The sequence below is a fragment of the Peribacillus sp. YIM B13477 genome, from assembly GCF_042787955.1.
Taxonomy (GTDB): Bacteria; Bacillota; Bacilli; order Bacillales; family DSM-1321; genus Peribacillus; species Peribacillus frigoritolerans.
In genome coordinates, this window is sequence record NZ_JBHZPD010000004.1 from 368570 (window position 1) to 387754 (window position 19185).

The following is a 19185-nucleotide window of genomic DNA, read 5'->3' on the forward strand; positions in this document are numbered from 1 at the left end:
TGAGGAAACGGGTGACAGACAATGGGATATAAGATTTTTTCCATCATTTTTATTTTATGCGGTCTTTTTGTAATGTGGTTCGCCCTATTTGGCAAAAAGAAAGAAATCAAAGAGTTCGGCTCCGGAGTACCCACAAATTTCATCGATGTAATTGTAATGATGATATATAAGCTTTTACCTTCCATTATTAGAAAAATCCTTCTATTTGCAATGGGTCTGGCCATTTCTATCGGATTTACCTATATATTGTTTAAATTATAGTAAATTTTCCTTATCAAATAAAATAATCCTGAAACTTTATTCTTACGGAATCGTATAAAATGGTAACGATATATAGGAGTTGTTGCTATTTCGAAGAAAAAAAGTGAAGGCAGTGTTTAGGATAATGGGGGCGGGTAGTTAACGCCGGCGGAGGCATTGGTTCAATATACCCAATTAGAAGAATATCAGTATAGTAATAATATGCATAATATGGTAATGTTGAATTTGTGTGATTTTGGAAATTCATAAAAAAGGAAGGTATTATATGTCTGAAGCGGTTCTTAAGGTTCAATCCTTAACTAAAAAAATTGGAAAAGCAACCATCGTAGACAATGTTAGCTTTGAAATAAAAAGCAATGAAATATTTGGTTTACTTGGTCCGAATGGTGCTGGGAAGACTACGATCATCCGTATGATCACAGGTCTCATCAATCGTACGGGCGGTACGGTCATGATCAATGGCAGTGACCTCGATCATGATTTCGAAGGTGCGATGCATGAATTGGGGGCCATTGTTGAAAATCCGGAGTTCTATAAGTATATGACAGGCAGAAAGAATATCCTGCATTATGCCCGGATGTCATCCAATGACATATCCAATGAGAGAATAGAAGAGGTCATTAAGCTTGTCAAACTGGATCATGCCATCGATAAGAAGGTTAAAACCTATTCATTGGGAATGCGCCAGCGCCTTGGCGTGGCACAGGCCATTTTACATAAACCGTCGTTATTGATTTTTGATGAACCGACGAACGGCTTGGATCCGCAAGGGATTCGCGAGTTTCGTGATTATTTGAAAGTACTGGCAAGTGAAGGCGTCGGGATATTGATTTCATCACATTTACTATCGGAAATGCAATTGATGTGTGATAGTTTTGCCGTTATCGAAAAGGGAAAACTGATCCATACGAAAGAACATATTGTTGATGAAAAAACCGAAACGATCAATGAAGTGTCATTCACCGTCAGTGATGGGAAGCTAGCTAAAAAAATCCTTCAAGAACAGTTTGCGGATATTACGATCCTAAAAAATGGAGCGAAGAAAATCTCCGTATCGGCCACCAAAGAACAAACGGCCCATATAAACAGGAGTTTTAATGCAAATGATCTGGATGTCTTTGAAATTGGCATAACCAGAAAATCGCTGGAAGATAAATTCTTCGAAATCACTGAGCAGGAAATGAGGGAGTCTGTATGATGTCCTTAGTAAAAAATGAATGGATGAAAATCTTTTCAAAAGTATCAACTTATATATTCATCGCTTTTCTATTATTGGCAGCATTAGGGGCTGCGGTCATCGATTATAAACTAAGTCCTGACGAAACGAATAAAGATTGGAAGCAAGAGTTAAACGCCGATATCCAAGAACAGGAAAAGGCTTTGGAAGCTAAGGAAATCAGTGAAGAAGAAAAAGCCGCCATCATGGAAGACATTACTTACAACAAGCAACTGTTGGCTGATAATATAAACCCTGACTTAAACACGAATTGGACCTATATGGCTGAATGGACTACAACATTAACATCATTTGTCACTTTATTCGTCGTTATTGTTTGCAGCTCGCTCGTTTCCTCGGAATTTTCCGATGGTACCATTAAACAACTATTGATCAGGCCTTATAAACGTTGGAAGATCCTGCTTTCCAAATATATTTCATCCTTGTTATTTGCAGCGTTACTACTTGCGAGCCTGCTTATATTCAGTTATCTAATCGGAATCATATTCTTTGGCAATGGTTCGTATTCAGACAAAATCATGGATCCTGCATCTTTCGAATTCAGTCCGGTGGTAGTCGGCGAATATTTCGTGGACATGATCGTTTACTGGATACCAGGATTCCTAGTCATCACGACCATCGCTTTCATGCTAAGCACATTATTTAAAAACCAAGCACTTGCAGTAGGTATATCCATTTTCATCCTATTTGCCTCTTCGACATTAAATATGGTCATTCAATCATTCATCGGAAAATACGAGTGGTTAAAATTCGTCCTATTCCCCCATCTCGATTTAAGGGGCTATATTTCCGGAACGATAGACATGTTCGATGGAGCTACACTTGGATTCTCGATGGGTGTACTGGGAATCTATTATCTTATCTTTTTAGCGCTAACTTTCTTCTTCTTCCAGAAAAAGGATATCACTAATTAAATAGAGCTAAAAACCGAAATCAGTGGCTGATTTCGGTTTTTCTTATGCAACAGGAATGTTGCTGCTTAGAATCTGGCATAAATTGAAACCTTTATCCAAAATTATCCGTATAAGATAATATGAGGATATTCAGTTGGCTTTAGGGGTGTAAAATGAATGAAAACAAGGTTCTATTAATTGGACTTATAGGATTTTCTTTATTTCCAATGGGCATGATGATATCACAATGGACAGTTGCTGGCGTAGTGATTGTAATGGGGATCAGTTCCTACCAGTTTGCTAGTCAGTAGCTCCATGTACATATGAACAATACACTGGTTAATTGCGGACTTAGCGGAAATAATCTGATAGAGATGGAGCAGATTTAAAGATGGGGAAAATGCATTATAAACGAAAGTTAGTCATTGTGTTTACAATTATTGGAATAGTGTTAGGGTTCTATGTGTACTCGGCATTCTCTCAAAAATTGACAAAATCAACAGATTTGTCTGATGAATCTATCGGAGGATTTAAAGTGTTGGATAACATATCGAGTCCGGAATTCATTAGGGAATATGGAGAACCCATCGATCAAGATAATAATAAGGCTTATGATTATTATTATTGGAAGGGCGGGTTGAAAACGGCCTCTATCAATACAGACGAGGATAAAGGAAAAATCATGCGGTTGATCATTTCAAGTACGGACGACGACCAATTTGAAAACTCCCTTCAAACAAGCAAAGGCATTAAATTAGGAAGTAAGAAAGCGGACGTACTTTCGAAGTACGGAGATCATTATTATAAAAGTTATGAACAGGGAGCCGATATTATCGGATACATTGACCATAAACGAAATATTACCTTGGAATTCTGGTGTGTACCAGGAGGAAGGGTCGCAGAAATACGATTGGATGATGCAGATGTCATTTAATGATTTTTCACCAGCGTCCCCGATTATCGATTTTGGCCGTTTAAGTAAATAAGTAAGCGATGCGATAAAATAATATGTTCATAAAAAATTTCATCTATCATTACATCATTTATCCGATCACTTTTGTTGGGGTATATGCATTATTTGCTATTTTTAAGCTTGATGATACCCCCGTTCCTATAAGAGATGCTATGCATATGATTTTAATCTATTATTTTGCAATTAGTGTGTATAATGCTTTGCCTACCATTAAGTCTAACCGTAATAAAAAAGGCAGCCAATAAAACAGTACTCATTGGAATTTACATATTTTTGCATGAATTCCGAAACCATTTATCCAGGTTATCCGTATATGTCATTATGAACGGTGCCGGGAAGCTCCGGTATTTATGAGCTTTTATCATTTTAATAAATTTGGGAGATGAAGGATCATGAGCGAAAAGGGTTGTATGAAATGCGGAAGCAATGATGCTGCCAAGAAGGATGTAGCCATGACAGGAACAGGCTTGTCAAAAATGTTCGATGTCCAGAATAATCAATTTACGGTTGTTTATTGCAAGCAGTGCGGTTATTCGGAGTTTTATAATAGGCAATCATCTGCAGGCAGTAATCTGCTGGATCTATTCTTGGGATGATGATTGGCACGACAAGAATCCCCTTTTTCATGAAAAGGGGATTCTTGTTTTTTCATACTGCCCCTTACCCGATGAAGTGATCTTGAACGACTTTTGTAAATTCCTTGGCGACGGGTGAAAGGTGTTTAGCTGATTTCATGACCAATCCGATCTCCCGGGAAAGTTCCGGGTTCAAGGGCAGGCTTTTGAGGCGTTCGGGTTTTTCCGGTAAGGCCAGGTCTGGCATAATCGTGATGCCTAATTTTCCCGTTACCATTGAGAGCACGGTTTGATTGTCTTTAATGTCGTATGAAATGTTTGGTTTTATCTTGGCTTCCAGGAATCTATCTTCTATGAGTGTTTCACAGCCAGATCTCAGCATGATGAATGGTTGATCAACGAAGTCTTCCAGGTTCAATGAGGTTTTCCCTGAAAGCGGATGGCCTTCGTATACGACAGCTGATAGAGGATCTATTAGCAGAGGGATGAATTCCACGTTCTTCACTGGTTTTGCTGCAAAGCCGATGTCCACTGTTCCTTCTTCGATCCATGTTAAGATTTCCTCATATCCACCTTCATGAATCAGCAAATCGATATTAGGGTATTTTTCTTTAAAGATGGAGAATAGCTTTGGTATGAATCTGGCAGTGAAGCTTGGAAAACTGCCAATCGTTATTTTACCGATTTCCATTCCATTCACAGCTGCAATCTTTTGTTCGATAAGTGCAAGGTTGGCAGCAATAGCCCGCATATGTGGAATGACTTGTTCTCCCGCAGTCGTGAGTGTTATTCCTTTTCGGTCACGCTTCAGTAAAGTCACACCAAGTTCTGTTTCAAGTGCTGTAATGTTATGGCTCACGCCTGATTGAGTCAGTCCGATCCGGTCTCCCGCTTTCGTAAAACTTCCGTGTTCAACAACATGTAAAAAGACTTCCAATTGAAAAAAATTCAAATGCCTCACACCCTTCTTCTATGAATTATACATGAGAAACTCTAATCCAAGTAATGAAAAACATTCATTTTACTTATGATGTGGTCGAGAATACAATAAAATTACAAATTAAAATACGAATGGGTGATGGAAAATGTTGAAACGGAAATACGGGGAAATTTTTTCACCGTACACGCTTTCTAATGGAACGTTTCTTAAAAACAGGATTGTAGTTGCGCCGATGACCACTTATTCAGGTCAAGAGGATGGCCTGGTTTCTGACGAGGAATTAGCCTACTATAAAAGAAGGGCGGATGGACCTGCCATGTTCATTACTGCCGCTGCCGCCATTTCCCCTGTTGCGACAAGCTTTCCCCGGCAAATGAAAGTATATGATGAACAAAGCATCGCTGGACTCACTGAGCTTTCAAAAACCATCAAATCCAAAGGTGCAAAAGCCATTCTCCAGCTTCATCATGGCGGAAGCGAGAGCCTTCCAAGCTGTACAGGCGGAGAAAAAATGGTTAGTCCGAGCGGAATCATTGCAAGCGTTTATAAAGGAATGGGCGAAGAGTACATTCCAAGGTCAATGAGCCACACTGAGATTCTATCCACTATTCAAGACTTTGGAAGAGCCACCCGCCATGCCATTCGTTCAGGATTCGACGGTGTGGAAATCCATGGAGCGAATGGCTATCTCCTGCAGCAGTTTTTCTCACCCCACTCCAACAGACGGAGAGATCACTGGGGAGGGAGTCTGGAGAATAGAATGCATTTTCCACTTGCCGTCATCGCGGAGGTGAAGCGGATCCGTGATCTATATGCAGACAAGGAATTCGTTATTGGGTATCGCTTCTCCCCCGAAGAACCGGAAGAAGGCGGATTGAAAATGGATGATACAGCTGCATGGGTAGATGAATTGGCAACTCAGGGGCTTTCTTATTTACATCTTTCTGTTAAAAATGTCTGGTCCATGCCTAGAAGCGGATTGAACAGGGGATTGACAAGGACCGAAATTCTCCGCGATGTCATCGCTGGCAGGACCAGTTTCATATCACTTGGATCGATCCATACTCCAGAGGAAGCAAATGCTGTGCTTGAGAAAAATATACCGCTTTTCGCATTAGGAAGGGAATTGCTGATGGAACCGGACTGGGTCGCCAAAATAATGGAAGGCAGGGAAGACGAGATCATGACGACCTTGCCGCGCGATAGCAGGTGTACATTAAGTATTCCGGAACAAATGTGGGCGAATATCATTACTCGTGACGGCATGCCCGAGAAATGATAGTATAAATGTAAAAAATGGAAATTTCATGAGGGGAAATTAAATGAATAAAATAGCACTTCTTCAACTGTCTCTAGCCATGACAATCTTCGGTTCTGTCGGTTTCTTTTCGGAACTATCAGGACTTCCTGCATTGGAATTGGTTTTTGTTCGCTGCATTTGTGCTGCCGTATTCTTATGTGCAGCCTGGATGATTACCGGACATTTCAAGAACGAAATATGGAATGGCAGGGAGGTAATGCTCATCATTTTCTGCGCGGTGGCCAACTTGTTGAACTGGATATTCCTCTTTAAATCTTTTGAGCTGATATCGGTGACAATTGCCATTTCGCTTTATCATTTAGCGCCGATCCTTGTACTCATTATAGGGAGCCTCATTTTTAGGGAGAAAATGAATGTATTCTCCATCTTGGCCATTTCCCTTTGCTTCATTGGCACATTACTCATTATGGGAACAGATGGATTTCGATCATCATCTCCTGAATGGGAGGGCATCATGTATGGGATCATTGCTGCCTTTTTCTATGCGGCAACCATGCTTTTAGGAAAGAGCATTACAAAGACCAGTGTATATGCGACCACATTTCTGCAAATGTTCATTGGATTTCTATTACTGATTCCTTTTGTCGATTATTCCGTATATACAACGTTAAAATCTTCCGAATGGTTTTATACGGTGCTTACCGGCATCATCCATACAGGCGTCGTTTATTTGCTGTTTTTTAATAGTATTCGCCATTTGCCTACAAATGTAGTGTCTTTCATGATTTTTGTCGATCCGGCAGTTGCCATCCTTTTGGATATTCTGCTTTCAGGATTTAAACCGGACGGGATTCAAATTCTTGGTATTTCCTTGATATTTATTGGGGTGGTCTATTCACTTAAAACGACTGGACCGACTGAAAATGATGTCATGCAGAAAAGGCCGCACACAATGTGAGGCCTTTTTCCTTTATGCATGTACCTATTGATTAAAATGATAGACATCCCAAATGTCAGGGGTTTCTGATCCAATGTACCAAGCAGCTGCACCGCCTAGATGATTTTGTTTAACCAGGTCGATACGGAGCTTCATCGATTTTTTATCTTCTATCCAAATTTGATGCTTTTTCCCTTTGGAAGTGTACACCACGTAATTTTGTTGCGTCTGTTTATCCCATACCTTTTTAAGTTTTTGAGTTGAAATGATTTTGTTGACCTCAGCCATGGTACGGTCATGACTTTTCACTTTTTTGGTCGACAAATCGGTTTCCCATTCTCTCGTATAAAATGGTACAGCCAATATGATCTTATGAGCAGGTACTTCTTTCATTAAAAGCTTGGTTCCTTCTTTGATCCAAGGTAACGAGGAAACGGACCCGGCTACCGGACTCCCTCCCCAATGCTCGTCATAACCCATTATGATTATATAGTCCGCTATTTTGCCAAGTGCTTTCCTATCTAGGCTTTTTGACCAATAAGGGTCTTCATTTTCTCGGGTGACATCCACAGACACTATAATTCCATGCGGTTTTAGTGCCTTTTTCAGTTCGCCTATGAAAAGTACAAAGTCCTTCTTATTTTTTGGATCGATGTTTTCAAAATCTACATTTATTCCATCACTTTTCGTTTTAACAAGTGAATCGCGTAAAGCTGAAACTAATTTCTGGCGTTTTTTTGTATTGCCTAGTACAGAACTAGTTAATACAGGGTCAAATTTATTCCCGATAAGCTGCCAAACTTGTTTTCCTTGTTTATGGGCAGTTTGGATGTATTTTGTATCTACAGAAACGGAAACGTAATTACCGGTATCCGTCAGCGTATAAGAACGGGGAGATACTACATTCAAATTGGGGTGTTTAAGTTGCTGGGTATAGTTTTCTTTCGATCCATTATGCTTCCAGCCCATGACGATACGGTTTTGCGCCTTATTTTGAAGCTGGGATTTCTTTATCCAGCCCTTTTTTCCGCCAAGCAATTGAACCTGGTAGTAATAATCCGGAACCTTCAATTTTTGGCCCACTTTAAGGGTAACCGTGCGTAAGTTATTTAATTTCGTCAAATCATTTGTGGTTACCTTGTATTTATTAGAGATCTTCCACAATGTATCGCCTGATACAACCTTATGGATCTTATATTTCTGGGGAATCTTCAGGTTTTGGCCAACAGTTATTTCGGAAGAGGTTAATTTATTTACTTTTTGCAGCTCACTTACTGAAACACCATATTGATTTGCTATTTTCCATAGTGTGTTTCCAGACTTCACTTTATGAATGATGGGCCCCGCGGAATCCCCAACGGAAGAAGAAATGATGGGAAACTCTTCGCCCTTCTTTAAGGTCTTTAATAGAGTGGAACCTAATTTAGGAGAACTAAAAACTTTTGTATTGTCCACTTTAACAAAACCTATGGATTGGGTTTTACCTGATGAATGACCACTGGTTGGAAAGAGACACATACAAAGAAGGCTTAACATAATAAAACATCCAAAGAATTTTTTCACAATGATTTTATTCCCCTTTGTAAAATTTAACTTTACTAGTTTACTATGGAGAATAGCCATATAAATAGAGGTACATTGTGGAAAGGCATTTCTAACCATCGTGTGGGACGAATTAATCCGTAAGACGGGCAATTGATTTGTAAGTAGAAGGGGAGGGTTTATATGTCAAATTTTGCATTACAGTTTTATGATTACAACATATGGGCAAATAATCAGATTTTCAACCGTTTAAAAGAGCTTCCAAAGGATGTTTACCATCAAGAAGTTCAAAGTGTGTTTTCATCAATATCGAGTGTGATGGCCCATGTGTATCTTTCCGATCTGGGGTGGGCGGAGGTTTTTTCCGGTAAAAGCATGAAACATGCATTAGAGCTGGCTGAACAACGGAAGGAACAACTGGAGTCAAAGGAATTGGAGGAAATGGAGGCCATGTTTTTTGAGTTGTCCGAGCGGTACAAATCGCTGCTTGGCCAAAAAGAAAATTTACATAAACCTCTTATAATTGAGAATCCAGCTGGCGGACAAATGAAAACAAGTGCAGCTGAATTGGTACCGCATGTCGTGAATCATGGAACCTATCATCGCGGCAATATCACGGCCATGTTGCGCCAAATGGGTTATGCCTCAACTTCGACGGATTATGGGCTGCATTTATTTTTAAAAGGAGAGTAACTGGCCTTCCTCACCTGGATATCGGATGTTTTCGAAAGAAATTGTTTAGTTTTACTTATGACTTGAATGTTTCCATAAGAAAAACACCCCCTGACAAATCAGGGGGTGCTTTTTCTTCGGTTTATTTTAGTTTATGTCTAACGCACTCTTGATGCTTTCTAATGTAGCGCCTTTAACCTTCTTTTTCACTGACGGCGGGTTTTTCACTGTCGGGTTTTGTATCAAGTAATTCTTTTCAACAAATGCAAAATCCTTCGCATTGACATCTCCGTCGTAGTTGATATCCGCCTCACGCTTATTTGTTCCCCAGTAGTTTTGGATGTACAATGCATCAAGTACATCGATTACATCATCTTTATTCACATCTCCCGCAATTGCCGGATTGTATGGAAGTAGTAAATTTTGATGGATTACTTTTCCATCCTCGTGGAATCCGATTGTAAATTGTTTGTTTACCGTAAAATGACCAGGTACATTAAACTCCAGTTGGAACGGTTCATCTGTTAATGGTAGATTTGGTATGCGGTATGAGAGCGCTAGCTCCTGACCGATTGTTCCTTTGTAAATTTCCCCATCTGATCCAGTTGCTTTTACTTTAATCCCCATAGTTGAGTAAGGTAAAGACTTTGGTTGTTGGTTAGGAGTTCCATAATAGATCATTAACGCCTCTGCATTTAGTCCACCACGCGCTTGTGAATGCGTCGGGATCATATATAGAGCTGGATTTCCATTATAGGCCTGTTTTGTTTCGCCATTCACATCTGTATACGAAACATTATCCAACGTGTTCGCAAAGAAAGCAGGATATGCACTATATTCGTTTTTCATTGTAACCGCTACATCGGCTAAGGAGAGATTACCAGATAATCCAGATGCTCCATCCTTCAATGTTACTGTAATTGTTGCTTCTTTCTTAGTAGGTGTGACGTCTATTTCATCAACCTTAACACTAACTTGGTCAGTCACACTTGCATGCGGTTTGACATTGATTGACGCAATATCACTATAATAATCTAGCTTAAACACAGCTTGTTTTACATTACTTACCTTGTTTAGGCTTAATACCGAGTGTACTGTCTCTCCCATATTTCCCGCTCGTTTTTCAGGCTGCAGGAAGCCATAAGGTTGATCATCCCTAACGAAGTATATTTCTCTTCCTTCTTTAAAAGTTTTATTCGAAGCCACATCCATTCCAAAGAATGCAAGGAGCATGGGTCTAGTTTGGTTGACTGGTATAGTTGCCGTAAACGTCCCATCAGCTTTGACAGGCACTGATTTTACGGTACCCCCGAATTGGTCTTGATAATACACTCTGTTGCTTCCTTGTGTGTATGGCAGACCAGCCGCTTTCATTTCTTCTGTTTCTTTATCATAGATGGAACCTGTAACATTCACTGTGCTTGTTCCAGGTTTATACTCAACCACATCAGATGATAAATCGAGTGTCATTTTCGGTGCTGAGTTATCCATATAAACAGCTGCATCTTTTGCGAATGTTTTGCCAGAATCATTTGTCCCAACAAATTTCAGTTTATAATACCCTGGCTTAGCAAGTTCTTGATCATAAGCAATTGGCTGCTCCGAATTTCCTGTCAATGGATAGTAATATCCGTCAAATACATGTGAAATACTAAAATCCGTATTATCATTCATGAAGAGACCGTCTAATGTCCCAACAAACCCAATGTCTTCATTTGTTTTTCCGTCAACAAGAACGACGTCAACGGTTCGCATATGGGATTTTAAATTTAGATATGCATTCGTATAGACTAGCTGACCAGCGTAAGCAGAATCAAATGGTCTTGTAAATGCTTGTGGACTAAGTGATAAAGAGTTGATTCCTTCTTCGACTGTACGAATCGCAAAAGGTACTTGGAAGGTTTCTTCCGGATTCTTTTGATTGGAATACGTTACATAGCCTTCATATGTTCCGATTGCAGCTGTTTTAGGTACGGAAATCGACACTACGGTTTTCTTTTTCGCATTTGCGTTTACTTTGAGCGTTTTATCCGTCTCAATCATGACACCGTTGGAATCCGCATCTTTTGAACCGCGGTGATCCGTTTGAAACGAAACAGTGACATTAAATGTTTTTGCTTGTTTGCTATTGTTGTAGACAGTAAGTGAACGGTGATCACTCACATTCGTTCCGCCTGGTGCAACAGTTCCAAAGGCTAGTGCGCCCGTGTAATCTTTGACTGTTTTAAGCTCACCTTTTTTGTTCAATCCACCCTCTGTTTCGTCAATCACCTCGATGCGAGTTTGAGAATGAATCGCTTCATATGGATCTACTTGGCCCGCACCTACTTCATATACGCTGTAATTGCCATTCAATGGGTCCGCTGTGTTCATCAGCGTTTCCTTCACTTGAGCAGGTGTTAGATCCGGATTAGCTTGTAATAAGAGCGCCGCAACTCCAGCAACATTTGGCGTTGCCATGGACGTACCCGATAAGTTTTCGTATGCATATTGATAGTTTCCGATTTGATCAGCACCGTGCATATACGATGGAACAGTCGAGAAGACCGCTACACCTGGTGCCGTAACTTCTGGTTTAATATCATACGTGATACGTGCTGGACCACGCGAACTGAAGTCAGCCAGTTTATTTCCTTCAGAAACCGTTTGGGTTATTTCATCAAACGAAAAAGTTTCCGAGCCGGACGTTAGTTTTTGCCTTAGGTCGCTTCCTTGTTCATTCGATACAGAAAATGTTGGGATGAAGCCATACCCTTCACCTAGATATGACGGAATATATCCTTCTCCTGCCACATTATTGACGAGTAACACTGCTTTTGCCCCATTTTTGCCAGCTTCCTTCACTTTTTCATCGAGCCCAATTGTTCCTCGATTCACTAAAACAACTTTTCCGTTCACATCTTTTCCGTTATAGCTTGTTGCATCACCAATCCCAGGTATGAAAACAATCGGAAGAGTTTGTCCTTTTAATGTGTTGATTTTGTCGTCAAACCCTTTTGCTAAAAGTTTTAAGTCAGCTGGTACATCTGATCCTGTGTGCAAAGACCCTTTTGCCATGGCGATGGTCTTCGCTGTATCATTTGCCCCGACTGTAATTGCTAATGAAGCTGCACCCGGTGCGCCGAGTGTATACATTTTTTCTCCGGAATTCCCAGCTGCGACAATGGCAGTCACACCAGAAAGTACCGCGTTATTCACAGCAATACTCTCGATATCCGTTGGGTCGTTATAGTTAGAGCCAAGTGATAAATTGATGACATCCATTCCATCCGAAACGGCTTTATCAATTCCGCCTAATACAGCTTCCGTTGAACCAGATCCCCATGGTCCTAAAACACGATAAGCATAAACTTCGGCATCTGGTGCAACACCTGTCACCGCATAATCGGTATTGTTCTTCCCGCGTCCAGCAATAATGCCCGCTACATGCGTACCGTGTTCGGTATAATAGGCAGAACCGTCAACGAACTCACCACGTCCGGATTTTTTCCAATCTTCGTAAGTAGTTTCCATTGGATCCGCATCGTTGTCGACGAAGTCCCACCCTTTAACTGAACTAGGATTGCTTGTTTTCGGGTCGACACCTTTTTGTGTTCGGTATCCTTTATACGCATCCGTTAAATCTGGATGGTTATAATCAATCCCGGTATCGATGACACCTACTTTAATTCCTTTACCAGTCAACCCCTCATTATGTAATTTGCTCACTCCTGGAAATGTTTCGCTTGCTTCGCTTTTTGTTTCATCCGTTCCGTCCGGGTTTGCAGGTGGTTCTATTTTGATTTGATGGTTACTCCAAACCGATTGAACAGCATCCGATTGTAACAATGATTTAACCTTATCGGCCGGAAGTTCCATCGCTACACCGTTTATGGTGCTTTTATACGTTCGTTTAATCTTGACGGCATCTTTCTTCTTTTTTAGATCTTCTTTGTAGATGGTTTTTAAATCATTTTGGAATGTTTCATGTGCTTCATCCGCTTTTTGTTTTGCGTCAGTAAGCGAAAGGTCATGGCCATTGACCGCTTCTTCGACAACGGCCACCTTAGCAGGCTTGTCCTTGAATTCGACAATGACTGAAACCTTGTCTGGACTTTTTAAATCCACGTCTGGTGAAAGTTGCAAACCACTTTTATTACTTACATTCAATTTTTCTAAGGCTTGACGTTGGGCGGGTGTTAATTCTGCCAACATTTGTTCGATTGTTTCCGTGGATTTTGCTTGGGCATTTGAATGGGATGGAATTGTCAGTATGGCACTAAATAACAGTCCACTACTCAATGTGACAATCGCAGCCCCTTTGATGAATCGTTTCATCCATTTCCCCTTCTTTCGCTATAATTAGTTCTTCTTCATTATACGAAGGGTTGATGCCATTTTAATTTGGCAAAAAGGAATCAATGTTGAATTTATTTTATAATCAAAATATTCGGACATTAAAAAAGGCCCTCCTAAGGGGCTTTTGATGAAATTATTCATTTATTGACAAAAGTTGAAGGTATTTCGCCTCCAACTCTGGCGTTAAAAACATTCGATAATGCCAGATTTTAAGAAGACATTGTGTAAACTTTTCATGGATCCGGCTGTTTTTTACCATCTTCGCTACCTTGATGAATTCTAGTAATCCTTCACTGTAACGTCCATTTTCACATTGAAAGAACGCATGTGCATAACAATAATCCACGTATAATTGTTGTTTGAAAAAATTAGAGCTGCTTGCCATTTCCGCGATTTCTTCCGTGAACTCTTTAATGACGTTTTCCGCTTCGTTCAATCGTCCTTGTTTCACCAATGTTTCGAGAATGCGTGGGATGCCTGCATACACATCTTCACGATCACGAAGCCATTCCAAATATTCATCTACGTACGCTAATTCACCTAAATCAATCAACGCGACCAACCGATTACCAACCGCAAGCTCCGCATAGTAATCATTGATTTTTTCGTAGCGCCTTATTAATTCGAGTATCTCTTCAATTGAGCCGCCTTTTCTCGTTAATGCAAAACATTGATACATGAGCGCCCGTCCTTGATGATCCTCATTCTGCGTTATCTCTTCCAATCGTTTGGCATAATGAAGGACGTCATCCCATTGTTTGATCAGATAAGATGTTGCGGTAATCCATAATATGGTCAGTTCTTGAAATTCTTCTGGCATATAGCCGAGATATTCTAACGCACGAATCATCGCGATCTGGCCATTTTCGGTTAGTCGGATCATGTAAAATATCCGATAATGACTAATGGCAACTTCCTCGGATAAACGTTCCGGCATATGGTTTATGACGGTTTCATACAAGGCTAATGCTTCGTTTTCATGGCCCGCCAAAAAAAGCTGTTCGGCAACGAGAAAAACATTTTGTATATTTTTAGTCCGGATATTTTTTGATGCTTCTTCCAATATCACGTCCAATAGATCATTCATTTCTTTTTTGTAGCCATTCACGGCACACCGGTATAGAAAGGCTACACTTCTTCGTTTATCAAGATGCCCCTTTTCATTGAAACAAAATGGGATATACTTCGCATAAAATGTTCCGCGCGGGAGTCCGAATGCTTCTGTTATGAGATCTAAAGATTGCAGTGATAGTGGCTTTTTGTTGTTAAAGATTCGACTGATGTCACTATAATGGATGCCCGACCGTTCGGATAATTTCTTTTTACTCCATTTCCTTTCATCTAGGAGTGTCGTGATAACATGCAATAGCATTCCATCCATCTTTTCACCTCTGTTATCCCAAGTTATAGTTCAATTCTACTTGGGAACAAGACTCATCACAATTGTTAAATAGTCATGATCTGAAACAAAAAACAGAAGGAGGTCAATTTCCATATTCACGGCGAGGAGATTTGGCAGACAGTCGGCGGAAAGGAGCTGGTTTTCATTCATGTGCAGGCTGGAAATGACTTGTACATGACATTTGTCATCTTCTAGTCATGACACCTGGTACTAATAAAATCAGGGTGGTTTCTTTATACTATGGATAACGACAAATAAAAGGAAGTGCAATTGAAATATGACCTTGCAAAATACGAAATCCTTGAGAAAACAAATTGCTCCTTTTGAACAATCAACGACAAAGCAAAGTATATGGCAGATCATCAATACCCTTGGGCCGTTCATCATTTTATGGTACCTAGCATATATAAGTCTTTCCGTTTCTTATTGGCTAGCTTTAATCCCAGCTGTGTTTGCTGCAGGATTCTTGACGAGAATATTCATCATTTTTCATGATTGTACGCATCATTCATTTTTCAAAGACCGCCGTGCGAATAGAATAGTCGGTACGATCATGGGTGTTTTGACTTTATTCCCGTTTGATCAATGGGGACATGAGCATTCTGTGCATCACGCAACAAGCGGTAATTTGGATAAGCGGGGTACAGGAGATATTTGGACCCTTACGGTAGATGAGTATTTGGCTGCACCGTTTAAACTTCGTTTTGCTTATCGTTTTTATCGTAATCCATTGGTCATGTTTGGTTTGGGACCGATTTATGTTTTCCTTCTTAAAAATAGATTTAACCGTAAAGGTGCTAGAAAGAAGGAAAAAAATAATACGTATTTGACGAATGTATTAATCGTCGTTTTTGCGGCATTGCTTTGCCTGGCAGTAGGCTGGCAGTCGTTCCTTCTGGTACAAGGTTCCATTTTCATGATTTCTGGTTCAATCGGCATTTGGCTGTTTTACGTCCAGCACACATTCGAGGACTCTTATTTTGAAGAAAATGAAGAGTGGGAATATGTATTGGCAGCAGTGGAGGGAAGTTCTTTTTATAAGCTTCCAAAACTGATGCAGTTCCTTACTGGTAATATCGGTTACCATCATGTTCATCATTTAAGTCCAAGGGTGCCTAACTATAAATTGGAAATGGCGCATAATAATACGCAGCCTTTAGAGAACGTTCCGACGATTACTCTTGCAACAAGCTTGCGCTCACTCCGTTTCCGTTTATGGGATGAGGAATCCAAGAATTTCGTCGGTTTCAAGGACATAAAGTATTTAACGAAAAAAAGTGTTCCCACTCAAGTGAAATCTGAACTGTAACGTTCATGTATCATTCCAGACTCCCTTAATAATCCTCGGATTTGGGGAGTCTTTGCTTCATATAAGGAACTCGATAAAGGAGAGAACTTAAAATGATTCGAATTGTCATTGCAGAGAATCAGCAAATGCTGTTAGAGGCAATAAGTTCTCTACTCAATCTTGAAGAAGATATAGAAATTGTCGGGCAAGCCAGTAATGGAGAAGAAGCGATGGCTCTTGTAAACCAATTACAGCCTGATGTGTGTATCATGGATATGGAGATGCCTGTAATGAGCGGACTTGAGGCAGCAGAAGCATTAAGGTCATTTGAATGTAAAGTGGTCATTTTAACGACATTTCGAAGGACTGGTTATTTTCAACTCGCATTAAAGGCTGATGTAAGTGGTTATTTATTGAAGGATAACCCGGGTGAAGAGTTAGCCTGCTCGATTCGCAGCATAATGGATGGCAAGCGAATATACTCCCCAGAGCTTATTGATGGGCCTTCCAGCCATAATGGCCGGGAAATGGGAGTGTTAGGGCTGTTAGCCGATGGTCCATCCAATATTGAGCCGTCCAATCAAAGCGGCACAATTGGGACAGTAAGGAAGTATTTTTCGAACATCAAGGACAAAATGAAGTTACCGGCTGGTTAGGATTTGTTTCTTAAATTCTGTTGACACGTTTTTTTAAATTGTGTACGATGGATTAAATTATAATATTGAAAATTCTGTGATGAAGAGAGTAGTTCATTTTGAAATGGAAAGCGAGTTAGGGATGGTGGGAGCCTAATGCAGGTCGGATGAATGAAGCGCACTTTGGAGAAATTTCTTGAACCGTTCAGTAGGGAATATCGGGGAGTCACCTCGTTAACAATGGAAAGTGGCCGCAATTTGTGGCAACTAGAGTGGTACCACGGGAATTCATGCTCTCGTCTCTTATTTAGAGGCGGGGGCTTTTTTGTTTAGGAGGGGAAAATGTCGATGAATAAACCAATTGCAGAATTGATTTCAACTGCTTTGAACAATGAAATGCCAGCAAGTGAAATAGAAAAATTAATGGAAAAGCCGAAAATGATGGAGTTAGGTGATGTCGCCTTTCCGTGCTTTACTCTTGCGAAAAAATTCAAAAAATCGCCTCAGGTGATTGCGTCGGAAATAGCCCAACAATTAAACAGTACGTTGATTCAAGAAGTGAACGTAGTGGGAGGTTATCTGAATATCTTCGTCAATCAACAGATGGTGACGGAAAACGTGCTGCAAACGATATTAAGGGAAAAGGATCAGTATGGTTCGATGCAGACTGGAAAGGGAAATGTCGTGATTGATTATTCCTCCCCGAATATTGCCAAGCCTTTTTCCATGGGGCACTTACGCTCTACGGTCATAGGGAATGCACTGGCCAACATTGCCGAAAAAAATGGCTACAATGCCGTGCGTATCAATCATTTAGGAGATTGGGGCACGCAATTCGGTAAGTTGATTGTCGCGTATAAGCTGTGGGGGGACAAAGAGGCAATCGAAGCTTCGCCGATTGAGGAATTATTGAAAATCTATGTGAAGTTCCATGAAAGAGCAGAAACCGATGAATCATTGAATGAACAAGCACGCGCAAGCTTCAAGTCGCTTGAAGACGGGGACGAGGAAGCACTGGCATTGTGGAAATGGTTCAGGGATGCGTCTTTAAAAGAATTCGAGACGATTTATGATTTATTGGGCATCCGTTTTGATTCCTATGCCGGCGAAGCATTTTACAATGATAAAATGGATGCGGTTGTCGGGGAACTAAAAGAAAAAGGCCTGCTTGCCCTATCCGAAGGTGCCTATGTCGTGCAATTGGAAGACATGCCGCCGTGTTTGATTACGAAAACCGATGGTGCGACACTTTATGCCACACGTGATTTAGCTGCAGCCATGTATCGTAAAAAACAGTATGAGGCAAAGAAAACATTTTATGTGGTCGGAAATGAACAATCCCTGCACTTTAAACAACTCTTTAACGTCATTGAAAAAATGGGGTATGAGTGGTCAAAAGACTTACAGCACGTAGCATTTGGCATGATGCTAAAAGACGGTAAGAAAATGTCGACCCGTAAAGGGAAAGTCGTGCTGCTTGCGGATGTATTGGCAGAGGCGATCGAAACTGCGAAGCGCAATATTGAAGAAAAAAATCAAGCGCTTGAACAGAAAGAACTGGTTGCAAGACAGGTTGGTGTCGGAGCGGTAATCTTTAATGATTTAAAAAATAACCGCATGAACGATATTGATTTTTCATTAGAGCAAATGATGAATTTTGAGGGAGAAACGGGCCCATATGTACAGTACACATATGCGCGAATTTCCTCCTTGCTTGAAAAAGGTGATTTTAAAGAGCAGGCCATCCAATATGACGCTTTAGGCGAATATGCGTGGCCAGTCATCCAGCTGCTGGAGCAATATCCGATCATTGTCCAAAAATCATTTGAACAAGCCGATCCATCACAAATCGCCAAATTCAGCTTGCATGTATCGCGTGCATTCAATAAGTATTATGCACATTCGAAAATCCTGGTTGAAGATGAATGGAAACAGATGAAGCTCTCATTCGCTTTTTCCGTTGCGATCGTATTGAAGGATGCGCTAAGTTTATTGGGAATTTCAACGCCGAATAAAATGTAAGATGAAAAAGCAATAAGAGTGAAATATGGCGGGACCCCTTCAGCGGGTGCCCGCCTTTTTTGATATGAAAAATGCCCTTACTCCCAAACGGGAATAAAGGGCATGCACCGTGAACATGTCACGGTGATAATGAATTAATAAGCCAGGCTGAATAGGGCTTTGATGTGTGATAGGTAACGAACATTACTTGCTTCTTTCATCAATGTAGC

17 protein-coding genes and 1 other annotated feature are annotated in these 19185 nt (G+C 40.5%); of the genes, 12 read left to right on the top strand and 5 right to left on the bottom strand.

Features of this window, described 5'->3' with window-relative positions:
- The first annotated feature begins 21 nt into the window (after window positions 1–21).
- The 6 genes from ACFX4H_RS15755 (at window position 22) to ACFX4H_RS15780 (ending at window position 3960) form a co-directional block, all read left to right on the top strand.
- Window positions 22–261, top strand: a complete 240-nt coding sequence (locus ACFX4H_RS15755) for a hypothetical protein (protein WP_034304313.1) — start codon at window positions 22–24, stop codon at window positions 259–261.
- Window positions 262–526: 265 nt separating this feature from the next.
- Window positions 527–1459, top strand: a complete 933-nt coding sequence (locus tag ACFX4H_RS15760) for an ABC transporter ATP-binding protein (protein WP_034304310.1) — start codon at window positions 527–529, stop codon at window positions 1457–1459.
- A complete protein-coding gene (locus tag ACFX4H_RS15765) occupies window positions 1456–2412 on the top strand; it encodes an ABC transporter permease (protein ID WP_377435797.1) in 957 nt (318 codons plus the stop codon). The genes ACFX4H_RS15760 and ACFX4H_RS15765 overlap by 4 nt, the downstream gene beginning before the upstream one ends.
- A gap of 152 nt (window positions 2413–2564) precedes the next feature.
- Window positions 2565–2702 (top strand): hypothetical protein, encoded by a 138-nt coding sequence (locus tag ACFX4H_RS15770; protein WP_161784818.1) that lies wholly within the window; start codon window positions 2565–2567, stop codon window positions 2700–2702.
- An 80-nt stretch (window positions 2703–2782) separates the two neighbouring features.
- Window positions 2783–3325: a hypothetical protein gene (locus tag ACFX4H_RS15775; RefSeq protein ID WP_063590089.1), complete on the top strand. Its 543-nt coding sequence runs from the start codon at window positions 2783–2785 to the stop codon at window positions 3323–3325.
- A 431-nt stretch (window positions 3326–3756) separates the two neighbouring features.
- The gene (locus ACFX4H_RS15780) at window positions 3757–3960 is read left to right on the top strand and encodes a zinc ribbon domain-containing protein (protein ID WP_034304303.1); all 204 of its coding nucleotides are present in this window, start codon (window positions 3757–3759) and stop codon (window positions 3958–3960) included.
- 64 nt (window positions 3961–4024) lie between these two features.
- On the opposite strand, the gene ACFX4H_RS15785 is transcribed toward ACFX4H_RS15780, so the two are convergent.
- Window positions 4025–4891, bottom strand: coding sequence for a LysR family transcriptional regulator (locus ACFX4H_RS15785; RefSeq protein ID WP_377435798.1), 867 nt, complete (start codon window positions 4889–4891; stop codon window positions 4025–4027).
- A gap of 133 nt (window positions 4892–5024) precedes the next feature.
- Here ACFX4H_RS15785 and ACFX4H_RS15790 point away from each other — a divergent pair, with 133 nt between their 5' ends.
- Window positions 5025–6158: an NADH-dependent flavin oxidoreductase gene (locus ACFX4H_RS15790; protein WP_377435799.1), complete on the top strand. Its 1134-nt coding sequence runs from the start codon at window positions 5025–5027 to the stop codon at window positions 6156–6158.
- 43 nt (window positions 6159–6201) lie between these two features.
- Window positions 6202–7098, top strand: a complete 897-nt coding sequence (locus ACFX4H_RS15795) for a DMT family transporter (protein WP_063590091.1) — start codon at window positions 6202–6204, stop codon at window positions 7096–7098.
- 24 nt (window positions 7099–7122) lie between these two features.
- On the opposite strand, the gene ACFX4H_RS15800 is transcribed toward ACFX4H_RS15795, so the two are convergent.
- Window positions 7123–8532, bottom strand: a complete 1410-nt coding sequence (locus tag ACFX4H_RS15800; protein ID WP_377435800.1) for a LysM peptidoglycan-binding domain-containing protein — start codon at window positions 8530–8532, stop codon at window positions 7123–7125.
- A gap of 270 nt (window positions 8533–8802) precedes the next feature.
- On the opposite strand from ACFX4H_RS15800, the gene ACFX4H_RS15805 reads away from it, so the two are divergent.
- Window positions 8803–9312 carry a DinB family protein gene (locus ACFX4H_RS15805; RefSeq protein ID WP_377435801.1) on the top strand — a complete coding sequence of 170 codons (510 nt, stop codon included), beginning with the start codon at window positions 8803–8805 and terminating at the stop codon, window positions 9310–9312.
- A 126-nt stretch (window positions 9313–9438) separates the two neighbouring features.
- Here ACFX4H_RS15805 and ACFX4H_RS15810 read toward each other — a convergent pair whose 3' ends face one another.
- Together ACFX4H_RS15810 and ACFX4H_RS15815 are read right to left on the bottom strand one after the other, a co-directional pair.
- Window positions 9439–13608, bottom strand: a complete 4170-nt coding sequence (locus ACFX4H_RS15810) for a S8 family serine peptidase (RefSeq protein WP_377435802.1) — start codon at window positions 13606–13608, stop codon at window positions 9439–9441.
- A gap of 154 nt (window positions 13609–13762) precedes the next feature.
- Window positions 13763–15010 (bottom strand): helix-turn-helix domain-containing protein, encoded by a 1248-nt coding sequence (locus ACFX4H_RS15815; RefSeq protein WP_377435803.1) that lies wholly within the window; start codon window positions 15008–15010, stop codon window positions 13763–13765.
- A 298-nt stretch (window positions 15011–15308) separates the two neighbouring features.
- Between ACFX4H_RS15815 and desA the strand changes: the two genes are divergently transcribed.
- From desA to argS, 3 genes are all read left to right on the top strand, one after another.
- Complete coding sequence (gene desA, locus ACFX4H_RS15820) at window positions 15309–16340, top strand: Delta(5) desaturase DesA (protein WP_063590093.1); 1032 nt, start codon at window positions 15309–15311, stop codon at window positions 16338–16340.
- Between the two features lie 92 nt (window positions 16341–16432).
- On the top strand, window positions 16433–16975 hold the full coding sequence (locus tag ACFX4H_RS15825; RefSeq protein WP_377435804.1) for a response regulator: 543 nt from the start codon (window positions 16433–16435) through the stop codon (window positions 16973–16975).
- 67 nt (window positions 16976–17042) lie between these two features.
- Window positions 17043–17261, top strand: a binding site (T-box leader).
- Between the two features lie 41 nt (window positions 17262–17302).
- Complete coding sequence (argS, locus tag ACFX4H_RS15830; protein ID WP_377435820.1) at window positions 17303–18976, top strand: arginine--tRNA ligase; 1674 nt, start codon at window positions 17303–17305, stop codon at window positions 18974–18976.
- A gap of 134 nt (window positions 18977–19110) precedes the next feature.
- On the opposite strand, the gene ACFX4H_RS15835 is transcribed toward argS, so the two are convergent.
- A partial coding sequence (locus ACFX4H_RS15835) for a hypothetical protein (protein ID WP_238141571.1) occupies window positions 19111–19185 on the bottom strand: 75 nt, incomplete at its 5' end.

Excerpts from the sequence above, each read along its gene's own strand:
- ACFX4H_RS15765 (WP_377435797.1), top strand. The coding sequence starts at position 1,456 with ATGATGTCCTTAGTAAAAAATGAATGGATGAAAATCTTTTCAAAAGTA.
- ACFX4H_RS15770 (WP_161784818.1), top strand. The coding sequence starts at position 2,565 with ATGAATGAAAACAAGGTTCTATTAATTGGACTTATAGGATTTTCTTTA.
- argS (WP_377435820.1), top strand. The coding sequence starts at position 17,303 with ATGAATAAACCAATTGCAGAATTGATTTCAACTGCTTTGAACAATGAA.
- ACFX4H_RS15825 (WP_377435804.1), top strand. The coding sequence starts at position 16,433 with ATGATTCGAATTGTCATTGCAGAGAATCAGCAAATGCTGTTAGAGGCA.
- ACFX4H_RS15815 (WP_377435803.1), bottom strand. The coding sequence starts at position 15,010 with ATGGATGGAATGCTATTGCATGTTATCACGACACTCCTAGATGAAAGG.
- ACFX4H_RS15805 (WP_377435801.1), top strand. The coding sequence starts at position 8,803 with ATGTCAAATTTTGCATTACAGTTTTATGATTACAACATATGGGCAAAT.
- ACFX4H_RS15810 (WP_377435802.1), bottom strand. The coding sequence starts at position 13,608 with ATGAAACGATTCATCAAAGGGGCTGCGATTGTCACATTGAGTAGTGGA.
- desA (WP_063590093.1), top strand. The coding sequence starts at position 15,309 with ATGACCTTGCAAAATACGAAATCCTTGAGAAAACAAATTGCTCCTTTT.
- ACFX4H_RS15780 (WP_034304303.1), top strand. The coding sequence starts at position 3,757 with ATGAGCGAAAAGGGTTGTATGAAATGCGGAAGCAATGATGCTGCCAAG.
- ACFX4H_RS15775 (WP_063590089.1), top strand. The coding sequence starts at position 2,783 with ATGGGGAAAATGCATTATAAACGAAAGTTAGTCATTGTGTTTACAATT.
- ACFX4H_RS15755 (WP_034304313.1), top strand. The coding sequence starts at position 22 with ATGGGATATAAGATTTTTTCCATCATTTTTATTTTATGCGGTCTTTTT.
- ACFX4H_RS15795 (WP_063590091.1), top strand. The coding sequence starts at position 6,202 with ATGAATAAAATAGCACTTCTTCAACTGTCTCTAGCCATGACAATCTTC.
- ACFX4H_RS15790 (WP_377435799.1), top strand. The coding sequence starts at position 5,025 with ATGTTGAAACGGAAATACGGGGAAATTTTTTCACCGTACACGCTTTCT.
- ACFX4H_RS15760 (WP_034304310.1), top strand. The coding sequence starts at position 527 with ATGTCTGAAGCGGTTCTTAAGGTTCAATCCTTAACTAAAAAAATTGGA.